The following is a 26,245-nucleotide window of genomic DNA, read 5'->3' on the forward strand; positions in this document are numbered from 1 at the left end:
GGTCAGGCGATCTGGGTCTTGGGCTCCGTTGCCAGCGACAGCGCCCAGTAGGCGACCCCGGCGACGACCATCGCGGAGATGGCCGTCGACAGGCTGGGCACGAAGGTCTCGACGAGGAAGGCGACCACGGAGCCGATGGCCCAGGCCCCGAATGCCGTGATCCGCCAGTCCGTCGTGGCGACGGCCCCTTTGCGGACGACGAACTGGTCGACCAGGATGATCGCCCCGATCGGCGGCACCAGAATGCCGAGCAGCGACAGCCACTGGATGAAGAACGCCCAGACGTTGCCGGCCGCCACGATGATGCCGATGACGCCCAGAATGACGGCGAGGAGCCGCATGTGACTGCCGACGATCCGCGACCAGCCGGTGGCGGAATTGTACAGGCAGTGCGAGCAGACCGAGCCGAGGTTCACGTACAGGAAAAGGAACGCGAGCACGCTGAGCCACGTGATCTGCATGCTGTTCATGTAGCCGAACATGTTGTCGGTCCCGAACGGGTTGGCGTCCGGCACGGCGAGCGCGGCCGTGGTCACGCCACCCACGAGCATGGCGATCAGGTTGGCGAACGGGAACGCGCTGAAGGTGGCGATCAGCGAATTGGTGCTGTCCTTCGCCCATCGATTGAAGTCGGCGGTCACGGTCCCGGCGTCGATGAACAGCGCGATCACCACGGTAAGACCCACACCCATCGACATCGTCGCGATGCCGTTGTTGCCGGGATAGGTCAGGATCGCATCCATCGAGGTGGTGGAGGCGGCGTGCCAGGCCACCCAAAGCCCGAGCACGACGAACAGCGGCACCGACACGGTGCCGATCCAGTGGAGTCCCTTCACGCCGACGAAGGTGATGGCGATGTAGAGAACGCCCGCGATCACCGTCATCACCACGTAGTTCAGGCCATAGGTGCCCGAGACCAGCGCACCGGTGATGCCGGTCTGGACCGCATACCAGCCGAGCAGCAGCGTCGAGAGAAGTCCGGAGGCGAGGATGTAGCCCTTGTTGCCGAACACGATGCTGGCGATCAGCGCGAAGTTCATGCCCGACCGGGTCCCCAGCACTCCGAGCGCGCCGACATAGGCGAACATGATGATGTTGCCGATGATCATGGCGATCAGCGCGTTGCGGAAGCCCATCCCGAGCACCAGGATCGAGCCGGTCATGGCTCCCGTGATGATCATCGGAAAGCCGAGCCAGACCATCGTCACCGAAAACAGGCTCCGACGGGCCGACAGGGGCACCGGTTCATGCTCGTATTCATGGCCGAGAATGGCGTCTACCTGCTCTTCGGCCTCATCGATTTCATGCGCCAGGCTGTCGTTCTTCACAGTAGACATCGCAAGGTCCTCCTCCAGACCGTTGAATTGATGATCGAACTATCCCCGTGAATTCACTCCCTCTTCCCCTTTCGAGTTCTTCTTCCAGAAGGCTTTGAAGTGTTCTTCGGTCAGTTGCGCGGCCATCTCTTCATGAGCTGAAGAGGCGGCCGCGGGCGTGGGTGTGGTCGATGGCGGCGATGTCGACGAGGGGCGTGAAGGTGGCCGGTGCGCCGTCGTCGATGTCGGCGTCGGCGATCGCCTCCAGGTCGGAGAGCGCGCGGGCGACCACCGACTGGGTGTCCATGGCGCCGATCCGCCCGAGCCGCAGGGCCGCCTGGGCGATGCCCATGACCATGGCGTAGCCGGCGACGCGCACGGCCTCGCCCTCGCCGAGGCCCAGCCGCCGGTAGACCAGCCCCTGCACCACCGGCAGATGGCCGAAGGCCCGTCCCGCCCGTACCCGTGCCTGGTAGGCGGCCGCGCCCTCCGTGCGCAGGCGGACGTGGGCGGCCAGGAAAGCCGCGCCGTTCTTCGCCGAGGCGAGGCGCTGCGGCGCCACCGGCGAGGCGGCGTGAAACTCCCGGTCGACGGCGGCGACGGCGTCTTCGTCGTCGGCAAGCCGATAGGCGCGGACGAGGCCCACCCGGTCGGCGGTGGCAAAGCGCAGCCGCACCTGCTCACGGATGAAGGACAGCACGACGTCCGGTCCCGCGGTCCGGTCGGCGGCAAGCACCGGCTCCAGCCCCTGCGAGAAGGCGAAACCGCCGCTCGGGAAGGCGCTGTCGCCCAGGCGGAGCGCGGTCAGGAGCGCGCTCATGCCTGCTCCTTCGCGTGGGTATGGTGATGGGCGTGGTCGTGGCCGGCAGTAGGAGCATGACCGTGACCGGAGGCGCCGTCGGTCTCCTCGGTCCCGACGATGGCATCGCCGACGCGCACCCGGCCATCGGCGATGAAACCCTTCAGGCGGGCGAGATAGTCGGCCTCGGGACCTTCCAGTCCGACGAGCAGCGTTGCCCCGGAGAACCGCACCCGCCAGTGAAGGTTGCCGGCGTGATAGCCAAGCTCGACGGCGGCCGCCCCGTCCCGCGGTTCTACCGGGAGCCAGCGCGTCTCGTCGACGCGGATGACGACGGCGCGCTGGTCGTCGACGTGAAGCAGCGCCCCGTCATAAAGGCGCTCGGAGCGGGCCAGCGCGATCGCGACGTCGCTGCCCTTGTCGGTGGTGGCGCGCAGGCGCCGCCGTGCAACGTCGCTGGCCGGCAGCCGGATGGTCTCCACCCGGCCGGCATGCGCCAGGTCATGCAGACGGCCCGCGAACTCCGCGCTGGTGGCGCTGCCGAGGATCGTCTCGATGCGCAGCATGGGGGACCTCCGCCAAACCGTGTTCCTGGAAAAGGGTCCCGGCCGGGCCTGAAGGCGCCGGCCGGGACGGTCGCGATCAGCGGTGGGCGTCGGCCTGGTTCGGAATGCCCTCGATCGGGCATTCGTCGGTGCCGACGGTGGGGCGCGTCAGGCCCTCGACCATCTCCCGGGTGCCGTCGGGATCGGTGACCCAGTTCTTGTAGAATTCGAACGGGCAGATCGCGTGGCCGCGGATGTCGTCGCCGGAGTTGATGGTGCCGGTGTAGCCGCGGTGCAGCAGCTTGAAGAGGTGGTTCTGCGACTGCATGTTCTTGCGCGCGTCGCGGATCAGTGACTTCGACAGCTGGGCGTACTGGATGCCCATGTCCTCCTCGCCGCATTCGCCGAGCGTCCGGCCGTCGAAGCCGACGATCGCCGAGTGGCCGAAGTAGGAGTAGACACCGTCGAAGCCGGCGGCGTTGGCCACCGCCACGTAGGTGTTGTTCGCCCACGCCATCGCCTTCGCCATGACGACCTGCTGCTCCTTGGCCGGATACATGTAGCCCTGGCAGCGGACGATCAGCTCGGCGCCGCGCATGGCGCAGTCGCGCCAGATCTCCGGATAGTTGCCGTCGTCGCAGATGATCAGGCTGACCTTCATGCCCTTCGGGCCGTCGGACACGTAGGTGCACTCGCCCGGATACCAGCCCTCGATCGGCACCCAGGGCATGATCTTGCGGTACTTCTGCACGATCTCGCCCTGGTCGTTCATCAGGATCAGGGTGTTGTAGGGCGCCTTGTTCGGATGCTCCTCGTGGCGCTCGCCGGTCAGCGAGAACACGCCCCAGACCTTCGCCTTGCGGCACGCCTCGGCGAAGATCTCGGTCTCGTCGCCCGGGATCGTCGAGGCCGTCTCGTACATTTCCTTCTGGTCGTACATGATGCCGTGGGTCGAATATTCCGGGAAGATCACCAGATCCATTCCCGGCAGACCCCTCTTCATGCCGATCAGCATGTCGGCGATGTTCTTGGCGTTGGCGAGGACTTCCGCCTTGGTGTGGAGCCGCGGCATCTTGTAGTTGACCACGGCCACGCCGACGGTGTCGTTGCTGCTGGAGATGTCACCGTGCAACATTGGTAGCCTCCTTGTTGAGTTCGCACTCGTGGGTCCTCCCCGCGGCGGCCCTGGCGCGGGACGTCTCTTGCCGAGCGGTCCGCCCGTTCGGGGCGCCGATCCGCTTCGGCGGTTTCGACCAGGCGCTGCGGCCGGGCCTCCATGCCCTGCCTGCCCACGCCCTGCCCGTCCGGTCTCGGACGGGTCTGTCTCAGACGGCCATGTGCTTCTGCACCAGCGCGTCGGTGAGGTCTGCCGTCGGACCGGCCTCCGCCACCCTGCCCTTCTCGATCAGGACGAAGGCGTGCGCGGCTTCCCGGGCAAACCCGACGTTCTGTTCCACCAGCACCACGGTCAGCCCGATCTCGCGGTTGAGCCGGACGATGATCGCCTCGATCTCTTCCACGATGTTCGGCTGGATGCCCTCGGTCGGCTCGTCCAGCAGCAGCACCCGCGGTTCGGCGGCGAGCGCCCGCGCGATCGCCAGCTGCTGCTGCTGACCGCCCGACAGCACGCCGCCCGGCCGGTTCAGGTTCGCCGCCAGGTACGGGAACAGCTCCAGCGCCAGTTCCGGCACGGCGCGCTTGCCGTCCTTGCGGGCGAACGATCCCATCAGGATGTTCTGGCGCACCGTGAAATCCGGGATGATCTCGCGTCCCTGGGGCACGTAGGCGATGCCCGAGCGCGCCCGCAGGTGCGTCGGCATCGGCGAGATCGACGTGCCGTCGAGTTCGAGGGTTCCCGTGTGGCGATCCGTCAGACCCATGACCGTCTTCAGGAGCGTGGTCTTGCCCACGCCGTTGCGGCCGAGGACGGCGAGGATCTCGCCGCTCTTCGCCTCAAGGCCCACGCCGTGCAGGACGTGGCTCGATCCGTAGAAGCTGTCGACGTCGCGCAGCGCCAGCATCAGTGAATGCCTCCCGATCCGAGGTAGGCTTCGCGCACCGCCGGGTTGGTCTCGATCTCCTCGATGCGCCCCTCGGCGAGCACCTTGCCCAGGTGCATGACCGTGATGCGCTCGGCGATCTGCCGCACGAACGCCATGTCGTGCTCGACGACGATCAGCGTGTGCCGGCCCTTGAGCCCGTTGATGATCCGCGACGTCTTCAGGGTCTCAGCCTGGGTCATCCCGGCGGTGGGCTCGTCGAGCAGCAGGATCTGCGGGTTCTGAATCAGCAGCATGCCCAGCTCGAGCCACTGGGTCTGGCCGTGGGAGAGCGATCCGGCCGGCTCGTCGGCGACGTCCTCCAGGCCCATCTCGTCGAGGATCGCCCGTACCCGCTGGCGCTGGTCCGACGAGAAGGACAGCCCGAGGTTTGCGAACACCCCCGGGTTCCGGATGGAGGAGACTTCGAGGTTCTGCCGGACGCTCAGCTCGCGGAAGACGCTGGGGATCTGGAACTTCCGCCCGATCCCGGCGCGCGCGATCCGGTGCTCCTCGGCGTTGGTGATCTCGGTATCGCCGACGAAGACGCGGCCGGCGGTGCTCTTGGTCCTGCCGCTGATCAGGTCCATCAGCGTGGTCTTGCCGGCGCCGTTGGCGCCGAGCAGCACGTGGAGTTCGCCCTCCTCGACGATCATGGTGACGCCGTCGACAGCCTTGAAGCCGGAGAAGTCGACTTCCAGCGCGTCGATCGTGAGGGCTGCCTTGTTCGCCATGTCGCCCTCCTATTCCGCCGCCTGGTTGCTGGTGTCGGCGGCCCGGGCCGTCGGCGCGCTGCGCGAGCCAGACACCTTCGCGACAACGAAGGCGCAGGCGTCCTGCGCGAAGCCGGCAAGGCCGCGCGGCATGAACAGGACGACAAGCACGAAGATCAGGCCGATGATCGCCTTCCAGGCTTCGACGAACATCTCCGTCTCGCTGATCGAGGCCTCGATGGTGTTGATGAGGATCGCGCCGATGCAGGCGCCCAGCAGCGAGCTGCGCCCGCCGACCGCCGCCCAGACCACCATGGTGATCGAGAAGGTCAGGTCCATGAAGGTCGGCGAGGCGAACTCGGCGACGACGACGTAGAGCATGCCGGCAATGCCCGCGATGCCGGCCGAGACCGCGAAGAAGAAGGTCTGGTAGCGCGGCACGTCGAAGCCGAGATAGCGCGCCCGGTTGGAATCGTCGCGGATCGCCTGGAGGACCAGCCCGGCCCGGGTCGCGACCAGCAGCCGCGCGGCGATCAGCACGACGATGAGGATCGCCGCCACCAGGTAGTAGGTGGCCAGCAGGTAGGGATCGAACTCGAAGCCGCCGATGGTCAGCCAGGCGAGATCGGTGAGCCCGTTGAAACCGTTGGTGATCGGCTGCAGGTCGATCACCAGCAGGCGGACCAGCAGCACCATGGCCAGCGTGATGATGGCAACGAACACGCCGGAAATGCGCTGCCGGAAGATGACCGTGCCGATCGCGAACGCCAGCAGCACCGGCAGCGCGATCCCCATGATCACGCCGAAGCCCACCCACTGGAACGGGATCCACAGCCAGGAGCCGCCGGTGATGCAGCACAGGTTGGTCAGCGCTCCCGGCTCGGCGTTCCAGAGCATGAAGTCCGGGACCGGCGTGGCCGACCCCTGGGCGAGGCTGGTGGGGCTCGCCAGCTTCAGCGACATCGCGATCATGTAGGCGCCGGCGCCGAAGAACAGGCCCTGGCCGAGGTTGAGGATCCCCGAATAGCCCCAGGACATGGCGATGGCGATGCCGAGCATCCCGTAGACGAGATACTTGGCGAAGCGGTTCAGCCAGAACACGTCGGCGAACGCCGGGAGCACGAGAATGGCGACGATGAAGAGCGCGTAGGCGAGGATCTCGAGGCGGCGCTGGAGGGTCTCCGACATGGTCTCAGCGCCCCTTGAACGAGAACAGGCCGGCGGGCTTCAGGACCAGGATGAGGATCACCGTTCCGAAGACGATCGCGCGCGCCAGGATGTCGTTGGTCAGGGAGGCGAAGACGCCGTTGATCTCGCCCAGCAGGCCCGCGGCGGCAACCGTACCCAGCAGGCTGCCCACCCCGCCGACGACGACCACCAGGAAGCCGTCGACGACCATCGGCGTCCCCATGTCGGGAAACACGGTCTTGAAGCCCGACATCATCACCCCCGCCACCCCGGCGAGGCCGGAGCCGTAGGCAAACGTCAGGGCGTTGACGCGTTTGACGTCGATGCCGCAGGCAGCGGCCATGCTCGGGTTGCGGATGATGGCGCGCACCTGGGTGCCGATCGACGTGCGGTAGAGGATCAGCCAGGTGACCACGGCCAGCGCGATGGTCACGAAGATGATGAAGGTGCGGTAGGCGTTGACCTGCTCGCCGAGGATGGAGACCGTGCCGCCGAGGATCTCCGGCACGCTGACGTTCTGCAGGCCGGGCCCGAGCCCCGGGATGTGCACGTCGAAGAACGACAGGCCGAGCTCCAGCCGCACCGCCTGCTGGATCAGGATGGCGACGCCCCAGGTGGCGAGCAGCGTGTCCAGCAGCCGTCCGTACAGCCGCCTGACGACGGCCGCCTCGATCAGCCAGCCCAGCAGCGCGGTGGCGACGAACGCCAGCGGCATCGCCACGAACAGGTTCGCGCCCAGGTAAATGCCCGAGAGGACGGCGGTGTAGGCGCCAACCATCACCAGCTCGCCGTGGGCCATGTTGATGACGCCCATGGCGCCGTAGGTGATCGTCAGGCCGAGCGCGATCAGCAGCAGGATCGAGCCGAGACTGAGGCCGATGAAGAGGATGTCGATCATGATCGTCCTTCGCGGGCGCATTCAGGCAGTGGCGGCGCCGGGGTGCGAGACGCGCCGCATCCCCGACCGGCGGCGACTGGCCGGCCGCCAGGATCCCGGGAGCGCGCGAGGGTCTCCCTCCGCGCGCTCCGCGTTCCGTCGGATCAGAGCTTCGAGGTATCCAGGCCGGCGGCCGTGCAGAACAGGCTGTCCTCGGTCTCCCCGTAGGCGACGTAGGGGAGCGGGAAGACCGGGTGATCGTAGGCGTTGACGATCTTGCCCTGGCCGTCCGACTGCCATTCGGCGATGCGCGGCGTCAGCGCCGTGTGCAGGTTCTGCGGCTCCACCGTGACGGTGCCGCCCGGCGCGTCGAACGACTGGCCGCCGACGTTGGCGACGATCGCCGCCGGCGTGGCCTCGCCGGCCTTCTCCACCGCCTGCTTCCACAGGAACACCTGGAAGTAGGAGCTCTCCAGGGCGTGGTGGGTCACCGCCTTGGGATCGTTGACGAACTTGCGGTAGCGCTCGACGAATTCGTGGTTCGTGGGCGTGTCGATCGCCTGGAAGTACGGGAACGACGTGTAGCTGCCGGCCGCGTATTCCGCGCCCATCGCCGCGATCTCGATTTCCGAGGTGACGGTGGCGCAGATCGGCAGCTTGTCCTGCGACAGGCCCTGGTTCTTGAACTCGCGGTAGAAGGCAACGACGGAGTCGCCGACGACGTTCGACAGCACCACGTCGCAGCCGGACGACTTGATCTTGTTGACCATCGCCCCCCACTCGGAGTGGCCGAGCTCGAGATATTCGTCGGCGACCCACTCGCCGCCGTTCTGCTCGATAAGGATCTTCGACACCTTCGCCATTTCGCGCGGATAGATGTAGTTCGAGCCGACGATGAAGAACTTCTTCTTGCCGAGCGTCTTGATGATCCAGGGAATGAAGTTCGACAGCTGCTGGTTCGGCACCGCGCCGGTGTAGACGACGCTCTTGGAGCACTCGAAGCCTTCGTAGTAGGTCGGGTAGAAGAGCAGGTTCTTGCGCTTCTCGAACACCGGCAGCACCGCCTTGCGGCTGGCCGAGGTGTAGCAGCCGAACACCGTCGGCACCCGGTCGCGGATGATCAGCTTGGAGGCCTTCTCGTTGAAGGTCTTCGGATCGGAGGCCCCGTCCTCCTGCACGGCCTTGATCTGCTTGCCGGCGACGCCGCCGCTCGCGTTGATTTCCGAAATGGCCATCATGGTGGCGTCGGCCAGCGACTTCTCGATGATCGAGAGGCCGCCGGTCAGCGAAAACAGCACGCCGACCTCGATCTCGTCGGCGGCCATGGCGGAGCGATGGAAGAATGTCGGCGTGGCAAGCGCCCCGGCTGCCAGAGCGCTGGTCTTCAGAAAATCTCGGCGGTTGAACGACATCGCAAGTCCCCTCTGCTTATCGTGTGTTTTGGATTTTGGCGGCGGTCGCCCCCGCGTGACCGCCCGTGCCCCCTCACCCGTCGTCCACCGACGGAAGACACATGGCGAGCGGTCCCAGCCCCGGGCGGCGCGAGCCGGACGTGTGAATTTCCGATGGACCGACGGCCTTGTCGGCAGATCCCACGCGGCCAGAAACAAAAAAGCCCCGCGAAGGCCTGAGGCCTTCCGGGGCTGCGTTGCCGCGCGCATCGACATCCTTGTCGGTGCATTATGGGACGGGGCCGGCACCGAAGTGCCCGCTTGCCCCGCATGACTAGAAGTTAAGCACCATCGTCTTTTGCGCGCAAGTGCGAATTCGAGCGCTCGGGCTTGCGCGGGCTCGGCGTTCCGGCCAGCACGTCGTTGGCGTTGATGATGGCGGCCGCCAGATCCTCCATCGACATGCGCTTCGCCATCGCCTGGCGCCGCAGCATGCCGTAGGCCTCGTCTTCGCTGATGCACTGCGAGTTCATCAGGATCGACTTGGCCTTCTGCACCTGCTGCATGCCGTTCAGCCGGCGCTCGAGCTTGCCCAGCCGTCGCTCCGCCTCCATGCGCTGCAACCACAGGCTGCGGGCAACCGTGAGGTTGGACAGCAGGCCGAACGGCCGGATGGGACGTTCCACGATCGCCAGGGCGCCGCTCTCCAGCACGATCTGCAGCGTGCTCGGGTCCTCGTAGCCGACGATGGCGATCAGTGTCGGGCGGACCGATCCGCTGCGCGGCCGGGTGAGCTTGCGGATCTGCTCGCGCGCCTCGTATTCGATCGCCAGCACCGCCACGTCGGCGGCCGGCGAAAACTCGTCGGGCACCGGCCACTGGGTCTCCGTCGGGCAGCCGATGCGGCTGAACTGCTCGACGAGGCTCTGCCCCTCGCCGTCCGGCGGGTGGATGATCTGCACGCGCAACCCTCTGAGGTCGCGAAGAACCTGGACCGCCATCATCGCACCCCGCCGCTCACGCCCGCCGGCTTTCCAGTGCCACGTTCGCCCAATCGTCGACGCTGGGCGCAAGAAAATAGGGATCCGGTTTGACGGCCACCTTCGAGGACCACACGACCTCGAAGCCGCCGCCTGAGGCGACGCGTCCAATCCGCGGCCAGACGTAGGAGTGGTTCGTTTCCGGGTCGATCTTCACCCGGCCCTGGGGGGCGTCGAACTCCATGCCCTTCAGGGCTTCAAGCAGCGCCTCCGGCGCATCCGTATCGACCGCGCCCAACGCATTTGCAAACAGGTGCACCTGGAAATAGGCCGCCTCCGCGCCGGCGGGAATCGGCGACTCCTGCCCGTACTTGAGCTTGTAGGCCGACACGAAGGCCTTGGCCGAGGCCGTGGTCAGGCACTCGAAGAACGGCGCGGCGGTGATGTGGCCGGCGGCATCTCCCGGCTCCATCTGCGCGATTTCCGCCTCGCTGGTGGTCAGGCTCGCGATCGGCATCCGGGCCGGATCGAAGCCGGCGGCCCGGTAGGCCCGATACAGCTCTGCCGTGCCCGCACCGACGACCGTGGAGAAGATGACGTCGGGCGCGCGCCTGCGCACCTCGCGCATCAGTTTGGCAAAATCTGCCTCCCGCGGCTCCAACGGAATGTAGATCTCGTCGAGCAATTTCCCGTTCGCGCTGGCCACGAGATCCGACATCACCCGGTTGGAGGCATAGGGAAACACATAGTTCGACCCCACGAACAGGAACTTGCTGCCGTAGTTCTCCAGCAGGTATTTGAGGAGCGGCAGTGAGTTCTGGTTGGGAGCCGACCCGGTGTAGATGCATCGCGGCGAGTACTCGAAGCCCTCGTAAAGCGTCGGGTAGAACAGCAGGCCGTTGCGGGCCTCGACCACCGGCAGCAGCGCCTTGCGGGTGCTGGACATGTAGCAGCCGAAAATGACCCGCACGTTGGCTTCGCCGGTCAGCCACTCGCCGAGCTCGCGAAACCGTTTCGGATTGGACGCCGGATCGCGGACCACCGGCTCGATCGACCGCCCGTTGACACCGCCCGCCGCGTTGATCTCGTCGATCGCCAGTAGGGTCGCATTGAGCTGGGTGTGTTCGATCGCCGACGTGACGCCGCTCTGCGAGAACAGAACCCCGACCTTCCACGGTGCGCCCGAAGTCGCATCTCCTGCCAATGTAGCCTCCAAAAAAAAGCTCCCGTGTCTCCGGGTTGAGACGCGAGAGCTTCATTGCTCGTGGAAAACGGATCGGCGGCGATCCTTCGCCATCTTAGTTCACGCCCTTCGCCGAACGCAATGCGCGGAATCCGACGCGGCGCAAACGCCTCCAGGAGGCACGCGCCACCCTGCCGTGGAGACGGCGTCCGGCCTGCCGATCCCGCATGGACCCGGGCCCGTCGGCCTGCCAAGATCGCGCCGCCCCGCGTTCATCGGATCGAGCCCGCAATGACCAATCCCGTCCTCGTCGAAGTCACCCGCGGCCCCCGCGTCGAAAGCCGTCACCGGGGAGCGATCGCGATCGTCGATGCCGACGGCACGCCACGGCTGGCGCTCGGCGATGTCGGCGCACCGGTGTTCCCGCGCTCGGCCGTGAAGATCTTCCAGGCCCTGCCGCTGGTGGAAAGCGGTGCGGCCGACGCCGCGGGCCTGACCGACGCCGAACTCGCCCTCGCCTGTTCCTCCCACAACGGCGAGGAGGTGCACGTGAACGGCGCGCGCGCCATTCTGGCCAAGGCCGGCGCCAGCGAGGCGGCGCTCGAATGCGGCCCCCAGTGGCCGGCGCTGGGACCCGACCAGGACGTTCTGCGCCGCACCGGCACGCCGCCCGGCGCCGTCCACAACAACTGCTCGGGCAAGCACGCCGGCTTCGTCTGCGCCGTGACCCACATGGGCTATCCGCTGGAAGGCTACGTCGCCGAGGACCATCCGCTGCAGGTGCAGATCCACGACATCCTGGCGGAGATCACCGGCGCCAGCCTCGACGCCGACGTCTGCGGCATCGACGGCTGCTCGATCCCGACCTGGGCCGTGCCGGTCGAGAACCTCGCGGCAGCCTTCGCCAGGGTGGCGAGCGGAACCGGGGTTGCGCCGGAGCGCGCCGCGGCGCTCACGCGCCTGCGCAAGGCCTGCTGCGCACACCCCATGGAGGTGGCCGGCACCGACCGCTTCTGCACCGACGTGATGACCCGGTTCGGCGATGCCGCCTACGTGAAGACCGGCGCGGAGGGCGTCTATTGCGCCGCCATCCCCGGGGCCGGACTCGGGATCGCCATCAAGATCGACGACGGCGGCACCCGCGGCTCCGAGGCCGTCATGGCGGCGGCCCTCCAGGTGCTGATCGCCAAGACCGCCGACGACCGCGGCTTCCTCGACCGCTGGGCGCAGCAGCCCATCGAGACCCGGCGTGGGGTGGTCGCCGGCACGATCCGTCCCTCCAAGGACCTGGCGGACGCGCTCGCCGGTCTCTGACGCGGGTCAGGACGCCAGCAGCACCGGCGCGGCGGCGGCGATCACGTCGCCGCCCTCCTCCACTTCCCGGCGCAGGCTGGCGGTCGCCGTCAACGGATTGGCTGCGAAATAGCGCGCGACGAGCGCCCTTCGGTCGCTCGCGGACGACGATGCGATCGCCGGATCCTGGCTGGACAGGAGCGCTCCCTTCGCCAGCGCAACGGCGCCGGCGGTGAGCCCGCACAGCCGCAGGAAGGGCGTCGCCCCCGCCAACGCCTCGGCCACCCGGCCCTGGCTCCGCGCCTCGGCCAGCCAGACTGCCGCTGCCTCCATGTCCGCGATCGCCTCGTCGAGCCTTCCGCCGACCGCACTGAGCGCCGGCTCGTTGGTGGCGCGGACGCGCTCGGCATCCGTCTTCAGGTCGGAGATCCAAGCGGCAAAGGCCGCCCCGTCGCCGATCGGCAGCTTGCGCATGACCAGATCGATCGCCTGGATCCCGTTGGTACCCTCGTAGATCGGAAAGATGCGGGCATCCCGCAGGAACTGCGCCGCCCCCGTTTCCTCGACATAGCCCATACCGCCATGCACCTGGACGCCCAGCGAGGCCACCTCGACGCCAATGTCGGTCGAGAACGCCTTGGCGATGGGCGTGAGGATGTCGGCCCGCGCCTGCCAGAAGCGGGCCTCGTCGCCCGTCATCGTTTCGGCCCGGTCGATGGCGACGGCACAGGAATAGGCGATGGCGCGCGCGGCCTCGGTGAGGCCGCGCATGGTGAGCAGCATCCGCTTCACGTCGGGGTGCTCGATGATCGGCGACATGCCGTCGCCCTGGGCGCCGGGGGCGCGGCCCTGGGTGCGCTCGGCGGCATAGGCCGCGGCCTGCTGCAAGGCCCGCTCGGCGACGCCCACCCCCTGCAGACCGACCGCCAGACGGGCGTTGTTCATCATCGTGAACATGCAGGCGAGGCCGCGGTTCTCCTCGCCGATCAGGTAGCCGACCGCGCCCTCGCCCCGGTCGCCGTAGCCCATGGTACAGGTCGGCGAACCGTGGATGCCGAGCTTGTGCTCGATGGCGCGGCAGACCACGTCGTTCGCCGCACCCAGCGTCCCGTCCTCGGCCACCATGATCTTCGGCACCAGGAACAGCGAGATGCCGCGCGTGCCTTCGGGCGCATCGGGCAGCCGCGCCAGCACCAGATGGATGATGTTCTCCGTCAGGTCGTGGTCGCCGTAGGTGATGTAGATCTTCTGGCCGAAGATCCGGTAGGTGCCGTCATTGGCGGGCTCTGCGCGCGTGCGCAGTGCGCCCACATCGGAACCCGCCTGCGGCTCGGTCAGGTTCATCGTGCCGGCCCAGCGACCGGTCACCAGCGGCTCCAGGAAGCGGGCCTTGAGATCCTCCGAGGCATGGGACTCGACCGCCTCGATGGCGCCGGCCGTCAGGATCGGGCCGATGGCGAAGGCCGGCGACGCCTGGTTCCACATTTCCACGATGGCAGCATAGAGCGCCTTCGGCAGCGCCTGCCCGCCGAACGCTTCCGGTCCCGTGAGCGACGGCCAGCCACCCGCGACCCACTGGTCGTAGACCTGGCTCCAGCCGGGCGGCATCGTCACCTGCCCGTCGCGCATCGGCGTCCCGTGGCGGTCGCCGACGACGTTCAGCGGCGCGATCTGGTCGGTGGCGAACTTTCCGGCCTCCGTCAGGATCGCGTCGACCAGATCCCCGCTCAGGTCGGGAAACAGGCCGTCGGCCAGCAGCCGGTCGACGCCTGCCACCGATTTGAGCGTAAATGCGATCTCGTCTACGGGTGCCCGGTAGGCCATAAGGTTCTCCCTGTCCCCGAGTGCCGTTGTCCGGATTGCCGGAGGCGGCGCGGGCAATTTGCGTGGGCAACGTTCGGCGCATGCCGGCGTGGCCGTCTTCACCTCACAGTAGAAAGCCGCCGCGTGCCGTCAATGGCTGGAGATGCGACCACCAAACCGGACAAGCCGCCCCGCGTCGCCCGGATGGCACGGCCCGAGGACGACCCGGCCGCCTTCGCCGCGGCCCTCGACGCGCTGGCGCGCGGGGAACTGGTCGCGGTCCCCACCGAAACCGTCTACGGGCTGGCCTGCGACGCGACCAATCCGGACGCCATCGCGCGGCTCTACGCGGCAAAGGGCCGCCCCGCCATCAATCCCTTGATCGCTCATGTGGCCGATCTGACCGCAGCCGCGCGCGAGGGCGATTTCGACGATCGCGGCCTGCGGCTGGCCGATGCGTTCTGGCCGGGACCGATGACGCTCGTCGTGCCGCGCAGCGCAGGCTGCAGCGTGGCTGCATCCGCCAGCGCCGGCCTGCCGAGCCTGGCGCTTCGCGTCCCCGCCGCGCCGCTGATGCAGGCGCTTGCCGCCGCCCTCGGCCGTCCGATCGTCGCGCCCAGCGCCAACCGGTCCGGCCGGATCAGCACGACGACGGCCGAGGCCGTGGTGGAAGACCTGGGCGCGGCGGTCTCCGTGGTGCTGGATGCCGGGCCGTGCGCCATCGGCGTCGAATCGACCATCGTCGACCTCACCGGCCCGGCCGCGCGGCTGCTGCGGCCCGGCGGCCTCGACCGCGCCGAGATCGAGCGCGTGCTCGGCGCCGGGCTGGCGGCCCCGCCCGCCAACGCAGGCGAGGCGCCGGTCGCGCCGGGCCTGCTGGCCTCCCACTACGCGCCGCGCGCGGCGGTCCGCCTCGATGCGGCCGACGTGCGGCCCGGCGAGGCCTGTCTCGCCTTCGGACCGTCCCTGCCGGCGGGTGCGGACCATGCCGTCGCGCTCGAAAACCTCAGCGCGGCCGGTGACTTGAACGAGGCAGCTGCCGCCCTGTTCGCGGCGCTGCGACGCCTCGACGGCTCGGGGGCCACCACCATCGCGGTGGCACCGATACCCCGCACCGGCATCGGCGAGGCCATTCGCGACCGCCTGGCGCGCGCGGCAGCCCCCCGACCATGACCCCTCGCCGGATCCGTTCGACAATTCGTCCACGACCGTTGATTGACAAAGTCCGGCGCGGCGGCGTCTGATCGGCGTCAAACAAAAAACGGACAGCGTTCTGTGCCAACCCTCCTTCTGCACCATCCGAAATTCCTCGAGCATCTGACCCCCGAAGGTCATCCGGAACGCCCCGACCGTCTCAGGGCCATCGACCGGATTCTCGAGCACGAGCGCTTCCAGCAGCTCGAGCGCGACCTCGCGACGCCGGCCAACGACGAGCAGATCGCCCGCTGCCACCCCACCTCCTACATCCAGCATATCCGCGCCACGGCGCCGGAAACCGGCTTCGCCCGCCTCGACGCCGACACGACCATGTCGGCCGGAACGCTGGACGCGGCCCTGCTGGGCGCAGGCGCGGCCTGCACCGCCGTGGACGAGGTGATGACCGGGCGGGTGTCCAACGCCTTCTGCGCCAGCCGCCCGCCGGGACACCATGCCGAGCGGGCGACCGCGATGGGCTTCTGCTTCTTCAACAACGCCGCCATCGCGGCCCGGCATGCCCAGGCGGCGCACGGCGCGGAGCGGGTGGCGATCGTCGACTTTGACGTCCACCACGGCAACGGCACCCAGGACATCTTCTGGGACGACCCGTCGGTCTTCTACGGGTCCACCCACCAGATGCCGCTCTATCCGGGCACCGGCGCGCAGAAGGAGACCGGCGCCGGCAACATCTTCAACGCCCCCCTGTCGGCGGGGGCCGACGGTGAGGTGTTCAAGGATGCGATGCGCAGCCGTATCCTCAATTCGCTCAAGGACTTCCGCCCGGATCTTGTGATCATGTCCGCTGGCTTCGACGCCCATGTGCGCGACCCCCTGGCCGAGCTGATGCTGGTCGAGGCGGATTTCTCGTGGATCACCTACCACCTGATGGAGATCGCCGATCAATACTGCCACGGCCGGGTGGTTTCGGTGCTCGAAGGCGGTTACGATCTGGAGGGGCTGGCGCGATCCACCGCGGCCCATGTGATGGCGTTGATGGACGCCTGAGGCGGGCGGATATTGCCCGCCACCCTCATAATTTCAGCCAGACGAGGCCCTGCGTGACCGCAAACGCGTCCCCCATTCCCGACGACATCGCCGCCCTCAGCTTCGAGCAGGCGCTGGCGGAGCTGGAGAAGATCGTCGGCGAGCTGGAACAGGGCGAGGTGCCGCTGGAGAAGTCGATCGCCATCTACGAGCGCGGCGAGGCGCTGAAGAACCACTGCGAGGCGCTGCTGAAGCGCGCCGAGCTGCGCGTGGAGAAGATCCAGGCGCGCGCCGACGGCGTCGCCGGCGGAACCGAGTCCTTCGACCCGACCTGACGCTGCGCACTCCAGAAACGCTTTGTAACAGAAAGACTTACGCCGCACTTCAGGGCAGTGCGCAGCAAACCTGCGCACTGTGGCTCAAACTGCGCGATTCAGGGGTTTTCGTGCGCGATTACGCGCGTTGGGCCTGCGCAATCCGGTCGCGCCCGAGCGCGTCGAACACCGTGCGCACGATTCCGGCCGCATCGAGGCCGGCCAACGCATACATCCGCTCCGGCTTGTCCTGATCGACGAACGTGTCCGGCATCACCAGCGGGCGCACCCGCAGGCCGTGGTCGAGCAGGCCCTCGCCGGCGAGGAAGGTCAGCACGTGGCTGCCAAAGCCGCCGATCGACCCTTCCTCGAGCGTCACCAGGATCTGGTGCTCGCGGGCGAGGCGGCGAATCAGGTCGGCGTCGAGGGGCTTGGCGAAGCGGGCGTCGGCGACAGTGGCGGACACGCCGTGGGATTCGAGCTCCTCGGCGGCCTGCAGGGCGGCGGCGAGGCGGGTGCCGAACGACAGCAGGGCGACCGTCGTGCCCTCGCGCAGAACCCGTCCCTTGCCGATCTCGAGCGGCACGCCGACCTCGGGCATCTCCACGCCGACGCCCTCGCCGCGCGGATAGCGGAAGGCGATCGGTCCGTCGTCGTGGGCGGCGGCGGTCGCCACCATGTGGCGCAGCTCCGCCTCGTCGGCCGCCGCCATCACCGTCATGCCGGGCAGGCAGGCGAGATAGGCGATGTCGAAGGAGCCGGCATGGGTCGGGCCGTCGGCGCCGACGAAGCCGGCGCGGTCGATGGCGAAGCGGACCGGCAGCTTCTGGATCGCCACGTCGTGGACGATCTGGTCGTAGGCGCGCTGCAGGAAGGTCGAGTAGATCGCGGTGAACGGCTTCATGCCGCCGGCCGCCAGACCGGCGGCGAAGGTGACGCCGTGCTGCTCGGCGATGCCGACGTCGAACGTGCGGCTCGGGAACACCTCCTGGAACAGGTCGATGCCGGTGCCGGACGGCATGGCGGCGGTCACCGCGACGATGCGCTCGTCCTTGCGGGCCTCGTCGATCAGGCTCTGGCCGAACACCTTGGTGTAGCTGGGGGCGTTGGAGACCGCCTTCGCCTGCTGGCCGGTGACGACGTCGAACTTGGAGACGCCGTGATACTTGTCCGACGACCCCTCGGCGGGGCCGTAGCCCTTGCCCTTCTGGGTGACGACGTGAACGAGAATGGGCCCGCGCCGGGCGTCCCGGACGTTCTTCAGGACGGGCAGCAGATGGTTCAGGTTGTGGCCGTCGATCGGGCCGACATAGTAGAAGCCGAGCTCCTCGAACAGCGTGCCGCCCATGGCGAAGCCGCGGGCGAACTCCTCGGCCCGAGCCGCGCCGCGCTCGACGAAGCGCGGCAGGTGGCTGACCAGCCCCTTCACCGCCTCGCGCATGGAGACGTAGGCCTCGCCCGACGTCAGCCGCGCCAGATAGGCGCTCATGGCGCCGACCGGCGGGGCGATCGACATATCGTTGTCGTTGAGGATGACGATCAGCCGCTCGTCCATCGCGCCGGCGTTGTTCATCGCCTCGTAGGCCATGCCGGCCGACATGGCGCCGTCGCCGATCACCGACACGACGTTGTGCTTCTCGCCGAGCAGGTCGCGCGCCACCGCGAAGCCGAGCCCGGCCGAAATCGAGGTCGACGAGTGGGCGGCGCCGAACGGATCGAACTCGGACTCGGCCCGCTTGGTGAAGCCCGACAGGCCGTCCAACTGGCGCAGGGTGCGGATGCGATCGCGCCGGCCGGTGAGGATCTTGTGCGGATAGCACTGGTGACCGACGTCCCAGATGACCTTGTCGCGGGGCGTGTCGAAGACGTGATGCAGCGCGACCGTCAGTTCGACCACGCCCAGCCCGGCGCCGAGATGGCCACCGGTCACCGAGACGGCATCGATGGTCTCCGTGCGGAGTTCATCGGCGATCTGCTTCAGGTCCGTCTCGGACAGCCGCCGCAGATCGGCCGGCGTGCGGATCTGGTCCAGCAGCGGCGTCCGGGATGTCGGCTCGCGTTCCTCGGTCAAGCTGTGCCGTCCTCTCGTCAAACATCTCGTTGCGTGCGGCGCGTCGCCCGGCCGACACCGCGTATATCCAGGCAATCTTCCATCGGACCGGAGGGATCCGACCGACAGTCAGGTGCCCGGCCGTTCATCCCGAGCCATGTGGCGCCAACGGGCGGTAGCATGCGAACCGGACCGCTCCAAGGCGTCGACATGATCGGGCTTTGCGACGGCCCCTTCCCTACACCAAACGCAAAGCGCGCGTCAGCGTTCAGTCGGAGCCCTTCACCGCTCCGGTAGCGGTATCAGTTCGTGCTCCCCGGGCACCGCGGCAAACCGTCCGGCCTTCCAGTCGGCCTTCGCATCCTCGATCCGTTCCTTCGAAGACGAGACGAAGTTCCACCAGATATGGCGTGGTCCGTCCATCGTCGCACCCCCGACGATGACGAGCCGCGTCGGCTCGAGCGCAACCAGCGTCGCCGCATGCCGGGGATGGAAGACGATCAGCCGTCCGGACTCGTAGCGCTCGCCGGCGATCTCGACGGCACCGGACATCAGATAGATGGCCCGCTCCTCATGGCCGACGTCGAGGGGCAGCCGCGCCCCGGTTTCCAGCACCGCATCGGCATAGAGCGTGTCGGAATAGGTCTTCACCGCCGACGACTGGCCGTACGCCGAGCCGATCATCACCCGGACGCGCTTGCCGGCCTCCTCCAGCGTCGGCAGCGCGGCGCCGTCGTAGTGGAAGAATTCCGGGTCGATTTCCTCGGCGTCCTTCGGGAGCGCCACCCACAGCTGGAGGCCCAGCATGTTCGGGCCCCGGGCGCGCTCCTCGGCCGGCGACCGTTCCGAATGGGCGATGCCCCGGCCCGCCGTCATCCAGTTCACTTCGCCCGGGCGGATCGCCTGGACCGTGCCCAGGCTGTCGCGGTGCATGATCTCCCCCTCGAACAGGTAGGTCACCGTCGCCAGCCCGATGTGGGGATGGGGGCGGACGTCGAGCCCCTCGCCCACCGGCATCTCGGCCGGGCCCATCTGGTCGAAGAAGATGAACGGACCGACCATCCGGCGCCGGGCCGTGGGCAGTGCGCGGCGCACTTCCAGGCCGCCGATGTCGTGGGCCCGGGGAACGACCACCAGATCGACCGGCAGGCCGTCCTCGTCCACCGCCGCCGGGGGTTCGCTTGGCTGCCAACTCATGCTGTCCTCCGGATGCCGGGCGGGGATCTGTCATCGCTTCGAGGAATTCTAGAACTCCGCATCCGCTTTTGACAGGCGTCTGGCAGATCCCGTCCAGGCCTGCCGTTCCGATCCTCGCCCAGCGCCCGGCCGGACACGGAATCATGCATTGCACAGCCGTGACGGCTGGGGTTAAGGCAAGAGCGCAAGAAGGTCGGCGTCGCACGTCTCGTCACGCCGCCTCCACGGTTTCGTCCGCTTCGCCCTTTACGGCACGTGCCGACCTGCGAGGATCGGCGCACCAACGCCCGTCCGTGTCCGTTTCACCGCCGCCGGTCTCGATCGGCATATCCCGGCGAACACCAAGGTGGCCGCATGCTGAAAGCGCTGGCGCCCATAGCCGCGGTCCTGATCGGCACCGCCTTCATGCTGGCGGGCTACGGGCTGCAGTCGACCGTGCTGCCGCTGCGCGGCGAGGCCGAAGGGTTCGGGGCAATCTCGCTCGGCCTGCTCGGATCCGCCTTCTACATGGGCTTCGTGGGCGGCTGCATCTTCGGCCCCTTCGTCATCCTGCGGTCGGGACACATCCGCGCGTTCGCGGCGATGGTCGCCATCGGATCGGCGGCCGCGCTCGCCTTCCCGCTGGCCGTCTCGCCCGCCAGCTGGAGCCTGTTCCGCCTGCTGTTCGGGTTCTGCACGGCCTGCCAGTTCATCATCATCGAGAGCTGGCTGAACGACAAGGCGACCAACACGACGCGCGGCCAGGTGATGTCGGCCTACGTGCTGGTCAGCTTCGGCACGATCATGCTGGGCCAGCTCGCGGTGACGCTGTTCCCGATCACCGACTTCGGCCAGTTCGCCCTCGCCTCGATCCTGCTGTCGCTGGCGGCCGTGCCGATCGCGCTCACCAATGCCGGCCAGCCGGCGCCGATCGCCGTCGTGCGCTTCCGGCCGCGGCAGCTGTTCAACGCGACGCCGGCGGCCGTCGTGGGCGCCACCGGCAGCGGCTTCATCCTGGGCGCGATCTGGGGCTTCGGACCCATCTTCGCGACCTCCCGCGGCTTCAGCGCCGGCGAGGCGGCCGTGTTCATGAGCATGTGCTTCATCGGCGGCGCCATCGGCCAGTATCCGCTGGGCCGACTGTCCGACTTCTACGACCGGCGCCTCGTCATGGTGGGCGCGATGCTGTCCTCGGTCGTCGCCGCGCTGGCGCTGTGGCAGACCACGTCGCCCGACTGGAGCACCATCGCGATCATCGGCTTCGTGTTCGGCGCGTTCGCGTTTCCCGGCTATTCGCTGGCGGCCGCCCATGCCTTCGATGCGACCAAGCAGGAGGACATGGTGGAAACGTCGGCCACCGTCCTGCTGCTCTATGGCGTCGGTTCCGTCCTCGGGCCGCTGGTCGCCTCGCTGGCGATGAAGGCGTCGGGGTCCGGCGGCCTGTTCCTGTATTGCGCGCTCGTCCAGATCGCGCTGGCGTCCTTCATCATCGTCCGCATCCGCGTGCGCAAGGCGCTCACCACCGAAGAGAAGACCGACTTCGACATCTACTCGACCGCACCGGTTGGCGGCGCCATCACGCCTGAACCCGTGGACGAGAGCCATCCGATGATGGAGACCCCGGACACGCCGCCGACGAGCGAGCACGAGTTCGACAACCTGGTGGAGGCGGCGGGCTTCCCCGTCACCGACACCGAGACCGACTACGACGACATGATCCTGGCGCCCACCGGCGAGCGGGAGGATGCGCTCGACGCACTGGACGACGAGGTGAACCGCGGCAGCGGCGGCGCGCTGTCGGAGAACAACCGGTGACCAGCCGGCCCCGGCCTGCCGGCCGGCGGACCTGCCTGCGACCCTTGGCCACCGGCGTTTCCCCTTTCGCGCACGCATGGTCGGTCTATGTGTGTGGCAAACGACTTGCGGGATGGAAGCAATGAGACTGTTTCGGTACGTCGCCTGGGGACTGGTCGCCGTCGTGGCGATCGCCGCCGCGGTCGCCTCGCTCGCGTGGTACACCGGCGAACTCGGCGGAGAAAACAAGGCGTTGTCGTCGATCGGCGGCCCGTTCGAGCTCGTCGACACCGACGGCGACCGGGTGACGGAAGCCACCTTCTCCGACAAGCCGACGGCGATGTTCTTCGGCTTCACCTTCTGCCCGGACGTGTGCCCGACGACGCTGTACGAGGCGGGTGGCTGGCTCGACGCGCTCGGCGACAAGGCCGACGACCTCACCATCGTCTTCGTGACGGTCGATCCGGAACGCGACACGCCGGAGCAGATGAAGAGCTACCTGTCGTCGTTCGATCCCCGCATCGTCGGCCTCACCGGCAGCCGCGCGCAGGTGGACGACATCATCTCCAAGTACCGGGTCTACGCCAAGAAGGTGCCCCTGGAGGATGGCGACTACACGATGGACCACTCGGCCGCGGTGATGCTGTTCGGCAAGGACGGCGACTTCAAGGGCACCATCAACTACCAGGAATCCCAGGAGAACGCGGTCGCCAAGCTGGAACGGCTCGTCGCCGGGAGCTGAGACTGATAGTCTGGGCCGACGGCTGTGCCGACCGGGTGGAATCACCCGGCTGGCTGGAAGCGGCCCCAGACGGATACCTTTAGCGGCGCCGCGCAGGTCGGCGCCCCATTCGAAGCGGTCTCACATGACCTGGCCCGCCGTGATCGGCACAACACTGGTCTGCGTTTCGCTCCTCGTCATCGGCTCGGTCCTCTGGCTGCGCTACGGCGAAGGGATGTTCGTGAACCAGATGCTCGCTTCGCTGGCCGGCTGTTTCTGAGGCGCGACGGTTGACCGACATCGACGACCAGACGGAGGCCCCGGCGACAGGGGGCGCGATCCGCCTCGACCAGGCGCTGGCCGAGCGGGGCCTGGTGCGCTCGCGCGCGGCGGCCCGCGATGCCGTGCTGCGCGGGACCGTGCGCATCGACGGCGCGCCGGCGGCGCGACCGAGCGTCCGGGTGCGGCCCGGCCAGGCGATCGAGATCGCCGATCCCGCCGCCCGCTACGTGTCGCGCAGCGCGCTGAAGCTGGCGGCAGCCCTCGACGCCTTCGAGGTCGATCCTTCGGAACGGGACGCCGCCGATCTCGGCGCGTCCACCGGCGGCTTCACCCAGGTGCTGCTGGAGCGCGGCGCACGCTCGGTCACCGCGATCGACGTCGGCCACGGGCAGCTTGCCGAGGAGGTCGCGGCCGATCCGCGGGTCCGCTCCATCGAGGGGCTGAACGTGCGCGAGCTTGCGGCGGCGCACCTGGCGGTCGCGCCGTCGCTGATCGTCGCCGACCTGAGCTTCATTTCCCTGCTTCTGGCGCTGCCGCCGGCACTGGCTCTCGCCGCACCGGGGGCGGACCTCGTCGCCCTCGTCAAACCCCAGTTCGAAGTCGGTCGCGAGGGCATCGGCAAGGGCGGCATCGTCCGGGAGACACCATTGGTCGAAGAAGCACTCGAGCGCGTGCGCCGATTCGTGGACGCGACGCCGGGCTGGACGGTGCGGGGGCTGATCGCCTCGCCGATCGCCGGCGGCGACGGCAACCAGGAATACCTGCTCGCAGCCCGGGCGGACGGCCGATGAAGCCGCAGCGCCGCCGCACCGGCGGACGCCCGCAGCGCCCCGCCCCCGCCGCCCGCGACCTGACGGTGCGCATCCGCGAGCTCGGCCACAAGGGCGACGGCATCGCCGACACCCAGCCCGCGATCTACGTGCCGCGGACGCTTGCCGGCGAGACCGTGCAGGTGCGCGCCACCGGCGCCCAGGCCGAGCTGGTCGCGGTGGACGTGGCCTCGCCCGACCGGGTGGAGGCGCCCTGCCCCTATTTCGGCACCTGCGGCGGCTGCGCCGTGCAGCATCTGGCCACCGACCCGTATCTCGCCTGGAAGCGCGAGCTGGTCGTCGCAGCGCTGTCAGCGCGCGGCATCGACGCGCCGGTGGCGCCGATCGTGCCGGCCGCGCCGGGCACCCGCCGGCGGGCGGTGCTGACGGCGCTGCCGCTCGGCCGCACCGTCCATCTCGGCTACCACGCGCGGGCCTCCCACGCGATCATCGACATCGACAGCTGCCTGGTGCTGACGCCGGGGCTGGTGGAGCGGTTCCCGGCGTTCCGCGACATCGCGCGGATGATGGCGCCGAAGAAGGGCCCGCTGCGGATGACGGTGACGGAGACCGACACCGGCGTCGACGTGGCGATCGAGGACGGCCCGGAGCCAGACGCGGCGCGATTCGCGGCGCTGGCGGAGATCATGCAGCGCGGCCGGATCGCCCGCGTCAGCCTCGACGGCAGGGCCGTGCTGGGGCTGGCCGACCCCGTGGTGCGGATCGGCCGGGCCCGGGTGGCGCTGCCGCCGGGCGGCTTCCTGCAGGCGACCGCAGAGGCCGAGGCGGCGCTGGCCGGGCTGGTGGTCGAGGCGCTTTCCGGCGCCAAGCGCGTGATCGACCTGTTCTCCGGCGCCGGCACCTTCGCGCTGCGCCTGGCCGAGACGGCGTCCGTGCTGGCGGTGGAATCCGACCGGGCGCTGCTCGCCGCCTGCGTCGAGGCGTCCAACCACACCGACGGGCTGAAGGCGCTGAAGGGCGAAGCGCGCGACCTGTTCACCTTCCCGGTCTCCGCCAAGGAGCTCGACCGCTTCGACGGGCTGGTGTTCGATCCGCCGCGGGCCGGCGCCGGCGACCAGGCGGCCGAGATCGCCAAATCGAAGATCCCCACCGTGGTGGCCGTCTCCTGCAACCCGGCGACGCTGGCCCGCGACCTTCGGATCCTCATCGACGGCGGCTACGCGATCGAGCGCGTCGTGCCGGTGGACCAGTTCCTCTACGCGCCCCATATCGAGGTGGTGGCTGTCCTCACCAGGAGATGATCGATGGCGCCGACGTCGTTTGAACGCCTGTCGACCCGGGCGCGCTTCGCCCTCGCCCAGGGGGCGCGCGTCGGCTGGTACGGAACCCAGGGCATGCTGTCGTCGCGCCTGGTCTCGCGGATGGAGCGGAAGATCCTCGACGCGCAGCGCAAGCGGGCCCGCACCGAGCGGCCGGTGCCGAGCCGCGCCGCCCTGTTCGAGGACGTGCAGCGGCTGATGGTGCGCGACATGCGCAACGTCGAGGCGGGGCTCTACCCGATGCCCCGGGACGAGCGCGGCGGCATCGCGGCGGCGGTCAAGCGGGCGCGGCTCTATTTCGACGACCTGCCGGAGGTGGTGCGGCGGCGCCACAGCCTGAGCCACCGCGAGCTCGACGGCGACGCCGCGCCGCGGCCCGACTACTACCTGCAGAACTTCCATTTCCAGACCGACGGCTGGATGAGCGACCGCTCGGCCAGGATCTACGACACCCAGGTGGAGACGCTGTTCCTGGGGGCGGCGGCGGCGATGCGCCGGCAGGCGCTGGTGCCGATCGCCGAGGAGCTGGCGAAGCGCGACCAGCGCGGGCTGTCGTTCATCGACGTGGCGTGCGGCACCGGCGCGTTCCTCGCCACCGTCAACCGCGCCTTCCCGCGGCTCGCCACCCTCGGCGTCGAGCTGTCGGAGGCCTATGCGGCGCACGCCCGCGCGACCATCGGTCGGCGGCCGCGCACCGGCGTGGCGGTCGCCGATGCGGCGGCGCTGCCGCTGGCGGCGGCGTCCACCGACTTCGCCACGGTGATCTACCTGTTCCACGAGCTGCCGCCTGAGGTGCGCGGCGCGGTGGCGCGCGAGTTCGCCCGGGTGATCGCGCCGGGCGGGCTGGTGGTGATGGTGGATTCGCTGCAGTTCGGCGACCGCCCGGACTTCGACGGGCTGCTCGACCTGTTCCCGCAGATGTTCCACGAGCCCTACTACCGGAACTACCTGGTGGCTGACCTCGAGGCGCCGTTCGTGGCGGCCGGATTCGCCGTGGAGCGGAGCGAAACCGCGTTCCTGTCGAAGGTCACGACGTTCCGCCGACAGGCCGATCGCGTGTGACACGGCGGTCACAAATCCGGCGTAGTGTGGGCACCTGATAGGGTATGTGAGGCGCTCGAATCGGGAAACGCGGGGATGCGCAAGATCGCGATCACCTGTCTGGCTGTGGTCTGCCTGATTGCCGGTCTGCTGACCGTCTGGACGCCGCTTCCGACCGGGGTGCCGCTGATCGCGCTGGGGCTGTTCCTGCTGCTGACGGTGAGCCCGCGGGCCAAGCGCGTGCTGCGCCGCATCCGCGCCCGCCAGCCGCGCGTCGACCGCGGGCTGGAATGGATCGAGGCGCGCGCCCATCGCTCGATGGCCGTCACCCTGCGGCGCACCCGGCCCTACCGCCACAAGGCCAAGATGGTGCTGCTGTCGACCCCCGAACGCGCCGGCCAGCACCCGCCGGTCTGACCCGGATTTCGCTTCGACCGCAGGAGGTTGGCGCGACCTGTTCGGGCGCGTGA

Annotated in this window: 25 protein-coding genes; 11 read left to right on the forward strand and 14 right to left on the reverse strand. The window is 68.8% G+C overall.

Annotated elements, in window-relative coordinates; genetic code table 11:
* Nucleotides 1-2: 2 nt before the first annotated feature.
* From ACSSVZ_RS22880 to ACSSVZ_RS22930, 11 genes are all read right to left on the reverse strand, one after another.
* On the reverse strand, nucleotides 3-1,337 hold the full coding sequence (locus ACSSVZ_RS22880; protein ID WP_453973112.1) for a purine-cytosine permease family protein: 1,335 nt from the start codon (nucleotides 1,335-1,337) through the stop codon (nucleotides 3-5).
* Between the two features lie 130 nt (nucleotides 1,338-1,467).
* Entirely contained in the window at nucleotides 1,468-2,136 is a 669-nt protein-coding gene (locus ACSSVZ_RS22885; protein WP_453973114.1) for an urease accessory protein UreF, read from the reverse strand.
* Complete coding sequence (gene ureE / locus ACSSVZ_RS22890; protein ID WP_453973115.1) at nucleotides 2,133-2,681, reverse strand: urease accessory protein UreE; 549 nt, start codon at nucleotides 2,679-2,681, stop codon at nucleotides 2,133-2,135. Before ureE ends, ACSSVZ_RS22885 begins: the two co-directional genes overlap by 4 nt.
* Nucleotides 2,682-2,757: 76 nt before the next feature.
* Nucleotides 2,758-3,795, reverse strand: a complete 1,038-nt coding sequence (locus ACSSVZ_RS22895) for an aliphatic amidase (RefSeq protein ID WP_453973116.1) — start codon at nucleotides 3,793-3,795, stop codon at nucleotides 2,758-2,760.
* Between the two features lie 190 nt (nucleotides 3,796-3,985).
* A complete protein-coding gene (gene urtE, locus ACSSVZ_RS22900; protein WP_453973117.1) occupies nucleotides 3,986-4,681 on the reverse strand; it encodes an urea ABC transporter ATP-binding subunit UrtE in 696 nt (231 codons plus the stop codon).
* A complete protein-coding gene (gene urtD / locus ACSSVZ_RS22905) occupies nucleotides 4,681-5,433 on the reverse strand; it encodes an urea ABC transporter ATP-binding protein UrtD (protein WP_453973118.1) in 753 nt (250 codons plus the stop codon). The genes urtE and urtD overlap by 1 nt, the downstream gene beginning before the upstream one ends.
* 9 nt (nucleotides 5,434-5,442) lie before the next feature.
* Nucleotides 5,443-6,600 carry an urea ABC transporter permease subunit UrtC gene (gene urtC, locus ACSSVZ_RS22910; RefSeq protein ID WP_453973119.1) on the reverse strand — a complete coding sequence of 386 codons (1,158 nt, stop codon included), beginning with the start codon at nucleotides 6,598-6,600 and terminating at the stop codon, nucleotides 5,443-5,445.
* A 4-nt stretch (nucleotides 6,601-6,604) separates the two neighbouring features.
* The gene (gene urtB, locus ACSSVZ_RS22915) at nucleotides 6,605-7,498 is read right to left on the reverse strand and encodes an urea ABC transporter permease subunit UrtB (RefSeq protein WP_453973120.1); all 894 of its coding nucleotides are present in this window, start codon (nucleotides 7,496-7,498) and stop codon (nucleotides 6,605-6,607) included.
* A gap of 143 nt (nucleotides 7,499-7,641) precedes the next feature.
* Nucleotides 7,642-8,889, reverse strand: coding sequence for a transporter substrate-binding protein (locus ACSSVZ_RS22920; protein WP_453973121.1), 1,248 nt, complete (start codon nucleotides 8,887-8,889; stop codon nucleotides 7,642-7,644).
* Nucleotides 8,890-9,209: 320 nt separating this feature from the next.
* Nucleotides 9,210-9,869, reverse strand: coding sequence for an ANTAR domain-containing response regulator (locus ACSSVZ_RS22925; protein WP_453973167.1), 660 nt, complete (start codon nucleotides 9,867-9,869; stop codon nucleotides 9,210-9,212).
* A 16-nt stretch (nucleotides 9,870-9,885) separates the two neighbouring features.
* Nucleotides 9,886-11,052, reverse strand: coding sequence for a transporter substrate-binding domain-containing protein (locus ACSSVZ_RS22930; RefSeq protein WP_453973122.1), 1,167 nt, complete (start codon nucleotides 11,050-11,052; stop codon nucleotides 9,886-9,888).
* 270 nt (nucleotides 11,053-11,322) lie between these two features.
* On the opposite strand from ACSSVZ_RS22930, the gene ACSSVZ_RS22935 reads away from it, so the two are divergent.
* Entirely contained in the window at nucleotides 11,323-12,345 is a 1,023-nt protein-coding gene (locus ACSSVZ_RS22935; protein ID WP_453973123.1) for an asparaginase, read from the forward strand.
* Between the two features lie 6 nt (nucleotides 12,346-12,351).
* On the opposite strand, the gene ACSSVZ_RS22940 is transcribed toward ACSSVZ_RS22935, so the two are convergent.
* The gene (locus ACSSVZ_RS22940) at nucleotides 12,352-14,148 is read right to left on the reverse strand and encodes an acyl-CoA dehydrogenase (RefSeq protein ID WP_453973124.1); all 1,797 of its coding nucleotides are present in this window, start codon (nucleotides 14,146-14,148) and stop codon (nucleotides 12,352-12,354) included.
* A 132-nt stretch (nucleotides 14,149-14,280) separates the two neighbouring features.
* On the opposite strand from ACSSVZ_RS22940, the gene ACSSVZ_RS22945 reads away from it, so the two are divergent.
* The 3 genes from ACSSVZ_RS22945 (at nucleotide 14,281) to ACSSVZ_RS22955 (ending at nucleotide 16,643) form a co-directional block, all read left to right on the forward strand.
* A complete protein-coding gene (locus tag ACSSVZ_RS22945; RefSeq protein ID WP_453973125.1) occupies nucleotides 14,281-15,300 on the forward strand; it encodes an L-threonylcarbamoyladenylate synthase in 1,020 nt (339 codons plus the stop codon).
* Nucleotides 15,301-15,402: 102 nt separating this feature from the next.
* Nucleotides 15,403-16,329, forward strand: a complete 927-nt coding sequence (locus ACSSVZ_RS22950; RefSeq protein WP_453973126.1) for a histone deacetylase family protein — start codon at nucleotides 15,403-15,405, stop codon at nucleotides 16,327-16,329.
* Nucleotides 16,330-16,382: 53 nt separating this feature from the next.
* Nucleotides 16,383-16,643 carry an exodeoxyribonuclease VII small subunit gene (locus ACSSVZ_RS22955; RefSeq protein ID WP_453973128.1) on the forward strand — a complete coding sequence of 87 codons (261 nt, stop codon included), beginning with the start codon at nucleotides 16,383-16,385 and terminating at the stop codon, nucleotides 16,641-16,643.
* A gap of 118 nt (nucleotides 16,644-16,761) precedes the next feature.
* Here the strand turns inward: ACSSVZ_RS22955 and dxs are convergent, their stop codons facing one another.
* Entirely contained in the window at nucleotides 16,762-18,693 is a 1,932-nt protein-coding gene (gene dxs, locus ACSSVZ_RS22960) for a 1-deoxy-D-xylulose-5-phosphate synthase (protein ID WP_453973130.1), read from the reverse strand.
* A gap of 261 nt (nucleotides 18,694-18,954) precedes the next feature.
* Entirely contained in the window at nucleotides 18,955-19,869 is a 915-nt protein-coding gene (locus tag ACSSVZ_RS22965; protein ID WP_453973132.1) for a pirin family protein, read from the reverse strand.
* Between the two features lie 354 nt (nucleotides 19,870-20,223).
* Between ACSSVZ_RS22965 and ACSSVZ_RS22970 the strand changes: the two genes are divergently transcribed.
* From ACSSVZ_RS22970 to ACSSVZ_RS23000, 7 genes are all read left to right on the forward strand, one after another.
* Nucleotides 20,224-21,663, forward strand: a complete 1,440-nt coding sequence (locus tag ACSSVZ_RS22970; protein ID WP_453973133.1) for an MFS transporter — start codon at nucleotides 20,224-20,226, stop codon at nucleotides 21,661-21,663.
* Nucleotides 21,664-21,784: 121 nt separating this feature from the next.
* A complete protein-coding gene (locus ACSSVZ_RS22975; RefSeq protein WP_453973135.1) occupies nucleotides 21,785-22,384 on the forward strand; it encodes an SCO family protein in 600 nt (199 codons plus the stop codon).
* Nucleotides 22,385-22,508: 124 nt separating this feature from the next.
* Nucleotides 22,509-22,643, forward strand: coding sequence for a hypothetical protein (locus ACSSVZ_RS22980; protein WP_453973136.1), 135 nt, complete (start codon nucleotides 22,509-22,511; stop codon nucleotides 22,641-22,643).
* Between the two features lie 19 nt (nucleotides 22,644-22,662).
* On the forward strand, nucleotides 22,663-23,436 hold the full coding sequence (locus ACSSVZ_RS22985) for a TlyA family RNA methyltransferase (RefSeq protein ID WP_453973169.1): 774 nt from the start codon (nucleotides 22,663-22,665) through the stop codon (nucleotides 23,434-23,436).
* Nucleotides 23,433-24,716 (forward strand): class I SAM-dependent RNA methyltransferase, encoded by a 1,284-nt coding sequence (locus ACSSVZ_RS22990; RefSeq protein WP_453973137.1) that lies wholly within the window; start codon nucleotides 23,433-23,435, stop codon nucleotides 24,714-24,716. The genes ACSSVZ_RS22985 and ACSSVZ_RS22990 overlap by 4 nt, the downstream gene beginning before the upstream one ends.
* Nucleotides 24,717-24,719: 3 nt before the next feature.
* A complete protein-coding gene (locus ACSSVZ_RS22995; protein ID WP_453973138.1) occupies nucleotides 24,720-25,796 on the forward strand; it encodes a class I SAM-dependent methyltransferase in 1,077 nt (358 codons plus the stop codon).
* A 75-nt stretch (nucleotides 25,797-25,871) separates the two neighbouring features.
* Entirely contained in the window at nucleotides 25,872-26,192 is a 321-nt protein-coding gene (locus ACSSVZ_RS23000; RefSeq protein ID WP_453973139.1) for a hypothetical protein, read from the forward strand.
* Nucleotides 26,193-26,245: the final 53 nt, after the last annotated feature.

The sequence above is a fragment of the Amorphus sp. MBR-141 genome (genome assembly GCF_053628695.1).

What these genes read in the sequence shown, in the direction of transcription:
- ACSSVZ_RS22920 (WP_453973121.1), bottom strand. Translation starts at nt 8,889, where the DNA reads ATGTCGTTCAACCGCCGAGATTTTCTGAAGACCAGCGCTCTGGCAGCC.
- ACSSVZ_RS22885 (WP_453973114.1), bottom strand. Translation starts at nt 2,136, where the DNA reads ATGAGCGCGCTCCTGACCGCGCTCCGCCTGGGCGACAGCGCCTTCCCG.
- ACSSVZ_RS22925 (WP_453973167.1), bottom strand. Translation starts at nt 9,869, where the DNA reads ATGGCGGTCCAGGTTCTTCGCGACCTCAGAGGGTTGCGCGTGCAGATC.
- ACSSVZ_RS22970 (WP_453973133.1), top strand. Translation starts at nt 20,224, where the DNA reads ATGCTGAAAGCGCTGGCGCCCATAGCCGCGGTCCTGATCGGCACCGCC.
- ACSSVZ_RS22945 (WP_453973125.1), top strand. Translation starts at nt 14,281, where the DNA reads ATGGCTGGAGATGCGACCACCAAACCGGACAAGCCGCCCCGCGTCGCC.
- ACSSVZ_RS22995 (WP_453973138.1), top strand. Translation starts at nt 24,720, where the DNA reads ATGGCGCCGACGTCGTTTGAACGCCTGTCGACCCGGGCGCGCTTCGCC.
- ACSSVZ_RS23000 (WP_453973139.1), top strand. Translation starts at nt 25,872, where the DNA reads ATGCGCAAGATCGCGATCACCTGTCTGGCTGTGGTCTGCCTGATTGCC.
- urtE (WP_453973117.1), bottom strand. Translation starts at nt 4,681, where the DNA reads ATGCTGGCGCTGCGCGACGTCGACAGCTTCTACGGATCGAGCCACGTC.
- ACSSVZ_RS22965 (WP_453973132.1), bottom strand. Translation starts at nt 19,869, where the DNA reads ATGAGTTGGCAGCCAAGCGAACCCCCGGCGGCGGTGGACGAGGACGGC.
- ACSSVZ_RS22975 (WP_453973135.1), top strand. Translation starts at nt 21,785, where the DNA reads ATGAGACTGTTTCGGTACGTCGCCTGGGGACTGGTCGCCGTCGTGGCG.
- ACSSVZ_RS22980 (WP_453973136.1), top strand. Translation starts at nt 22,509, where the DNA reads ATGACCTGGCCCGCCGTGATCGGCACAACACTGGTCTGCGTTTCGCTC.
- urtC (WP_453973119.1), bottom strand. Translation starts at nt 6,600, where the DNA reads ATGTCGGAGACCCTCCAGCGCCGCCTCGAGATCCTCGCCTACGCGCTC.
- urtD (WP_453973118.1), bottom strand. Translation starts at nt 5,433, where the DNA reads ATGGCGAACAAGGCAGCCCTCACGATCGACGCGCTGGAAGTCGACTTC.
- urtB (WP_453973120.1), bottom strand. Translation starts at nt 7,498, where the DNA reads ATGATCGACATCCTCTTCATCGGCCTCAGTCTCGGCTCGATCCTGCTG.
- ACSSVZ_RS22935 (WP_453973123.1), top strand. Translation starts at nt 11,323, where the DNA reads ATGACCAATCCCGTCCTCGTCGAAGTCACCCGCGGCCCCCGCGTCGAA.
- ACSSVZ_RS22880 (WP_453973112.1), bottom strand. Translation starts at nt 1,337, where the DNA reads ATGTCTACTGTGAAGAACGACAGCCTGGCGCATGAAATCGATGAGGCC.
- ACSSVZ_RS22895 (WP_453973116.1), bottom strand. Translation starts at nt 3,795, where the DNA reads ATGTTGCACGGTGACATCTCCAGCAGCAACGACACCGTCGGCGTGGCC.
- ACSSVZ_RS22940 (WP_453973124.1), bottom strand. Translation starts at nt 14,148, where the DNA reads ATGGCCTACCGGGCACCCGTAGACGAGATCGCATTTACGCTCAAATCG.
- ACSSVZ_RS22990 (WP_453973137.1), top strand. Translation starts at nt 23,433, where the DNA reads ATGAAGCCGCAGCGCCGCCGCACCGGCGGACGCCCGCAGCGCCCCGCC.
- ureE (WP_453973115.1), bottom strand. Translation starts at nt 2,681, where the DNA reads ATGCTGCGCATCGAGACGATCCTCGGCAGCGCCACCAGCGCGGAGTTC.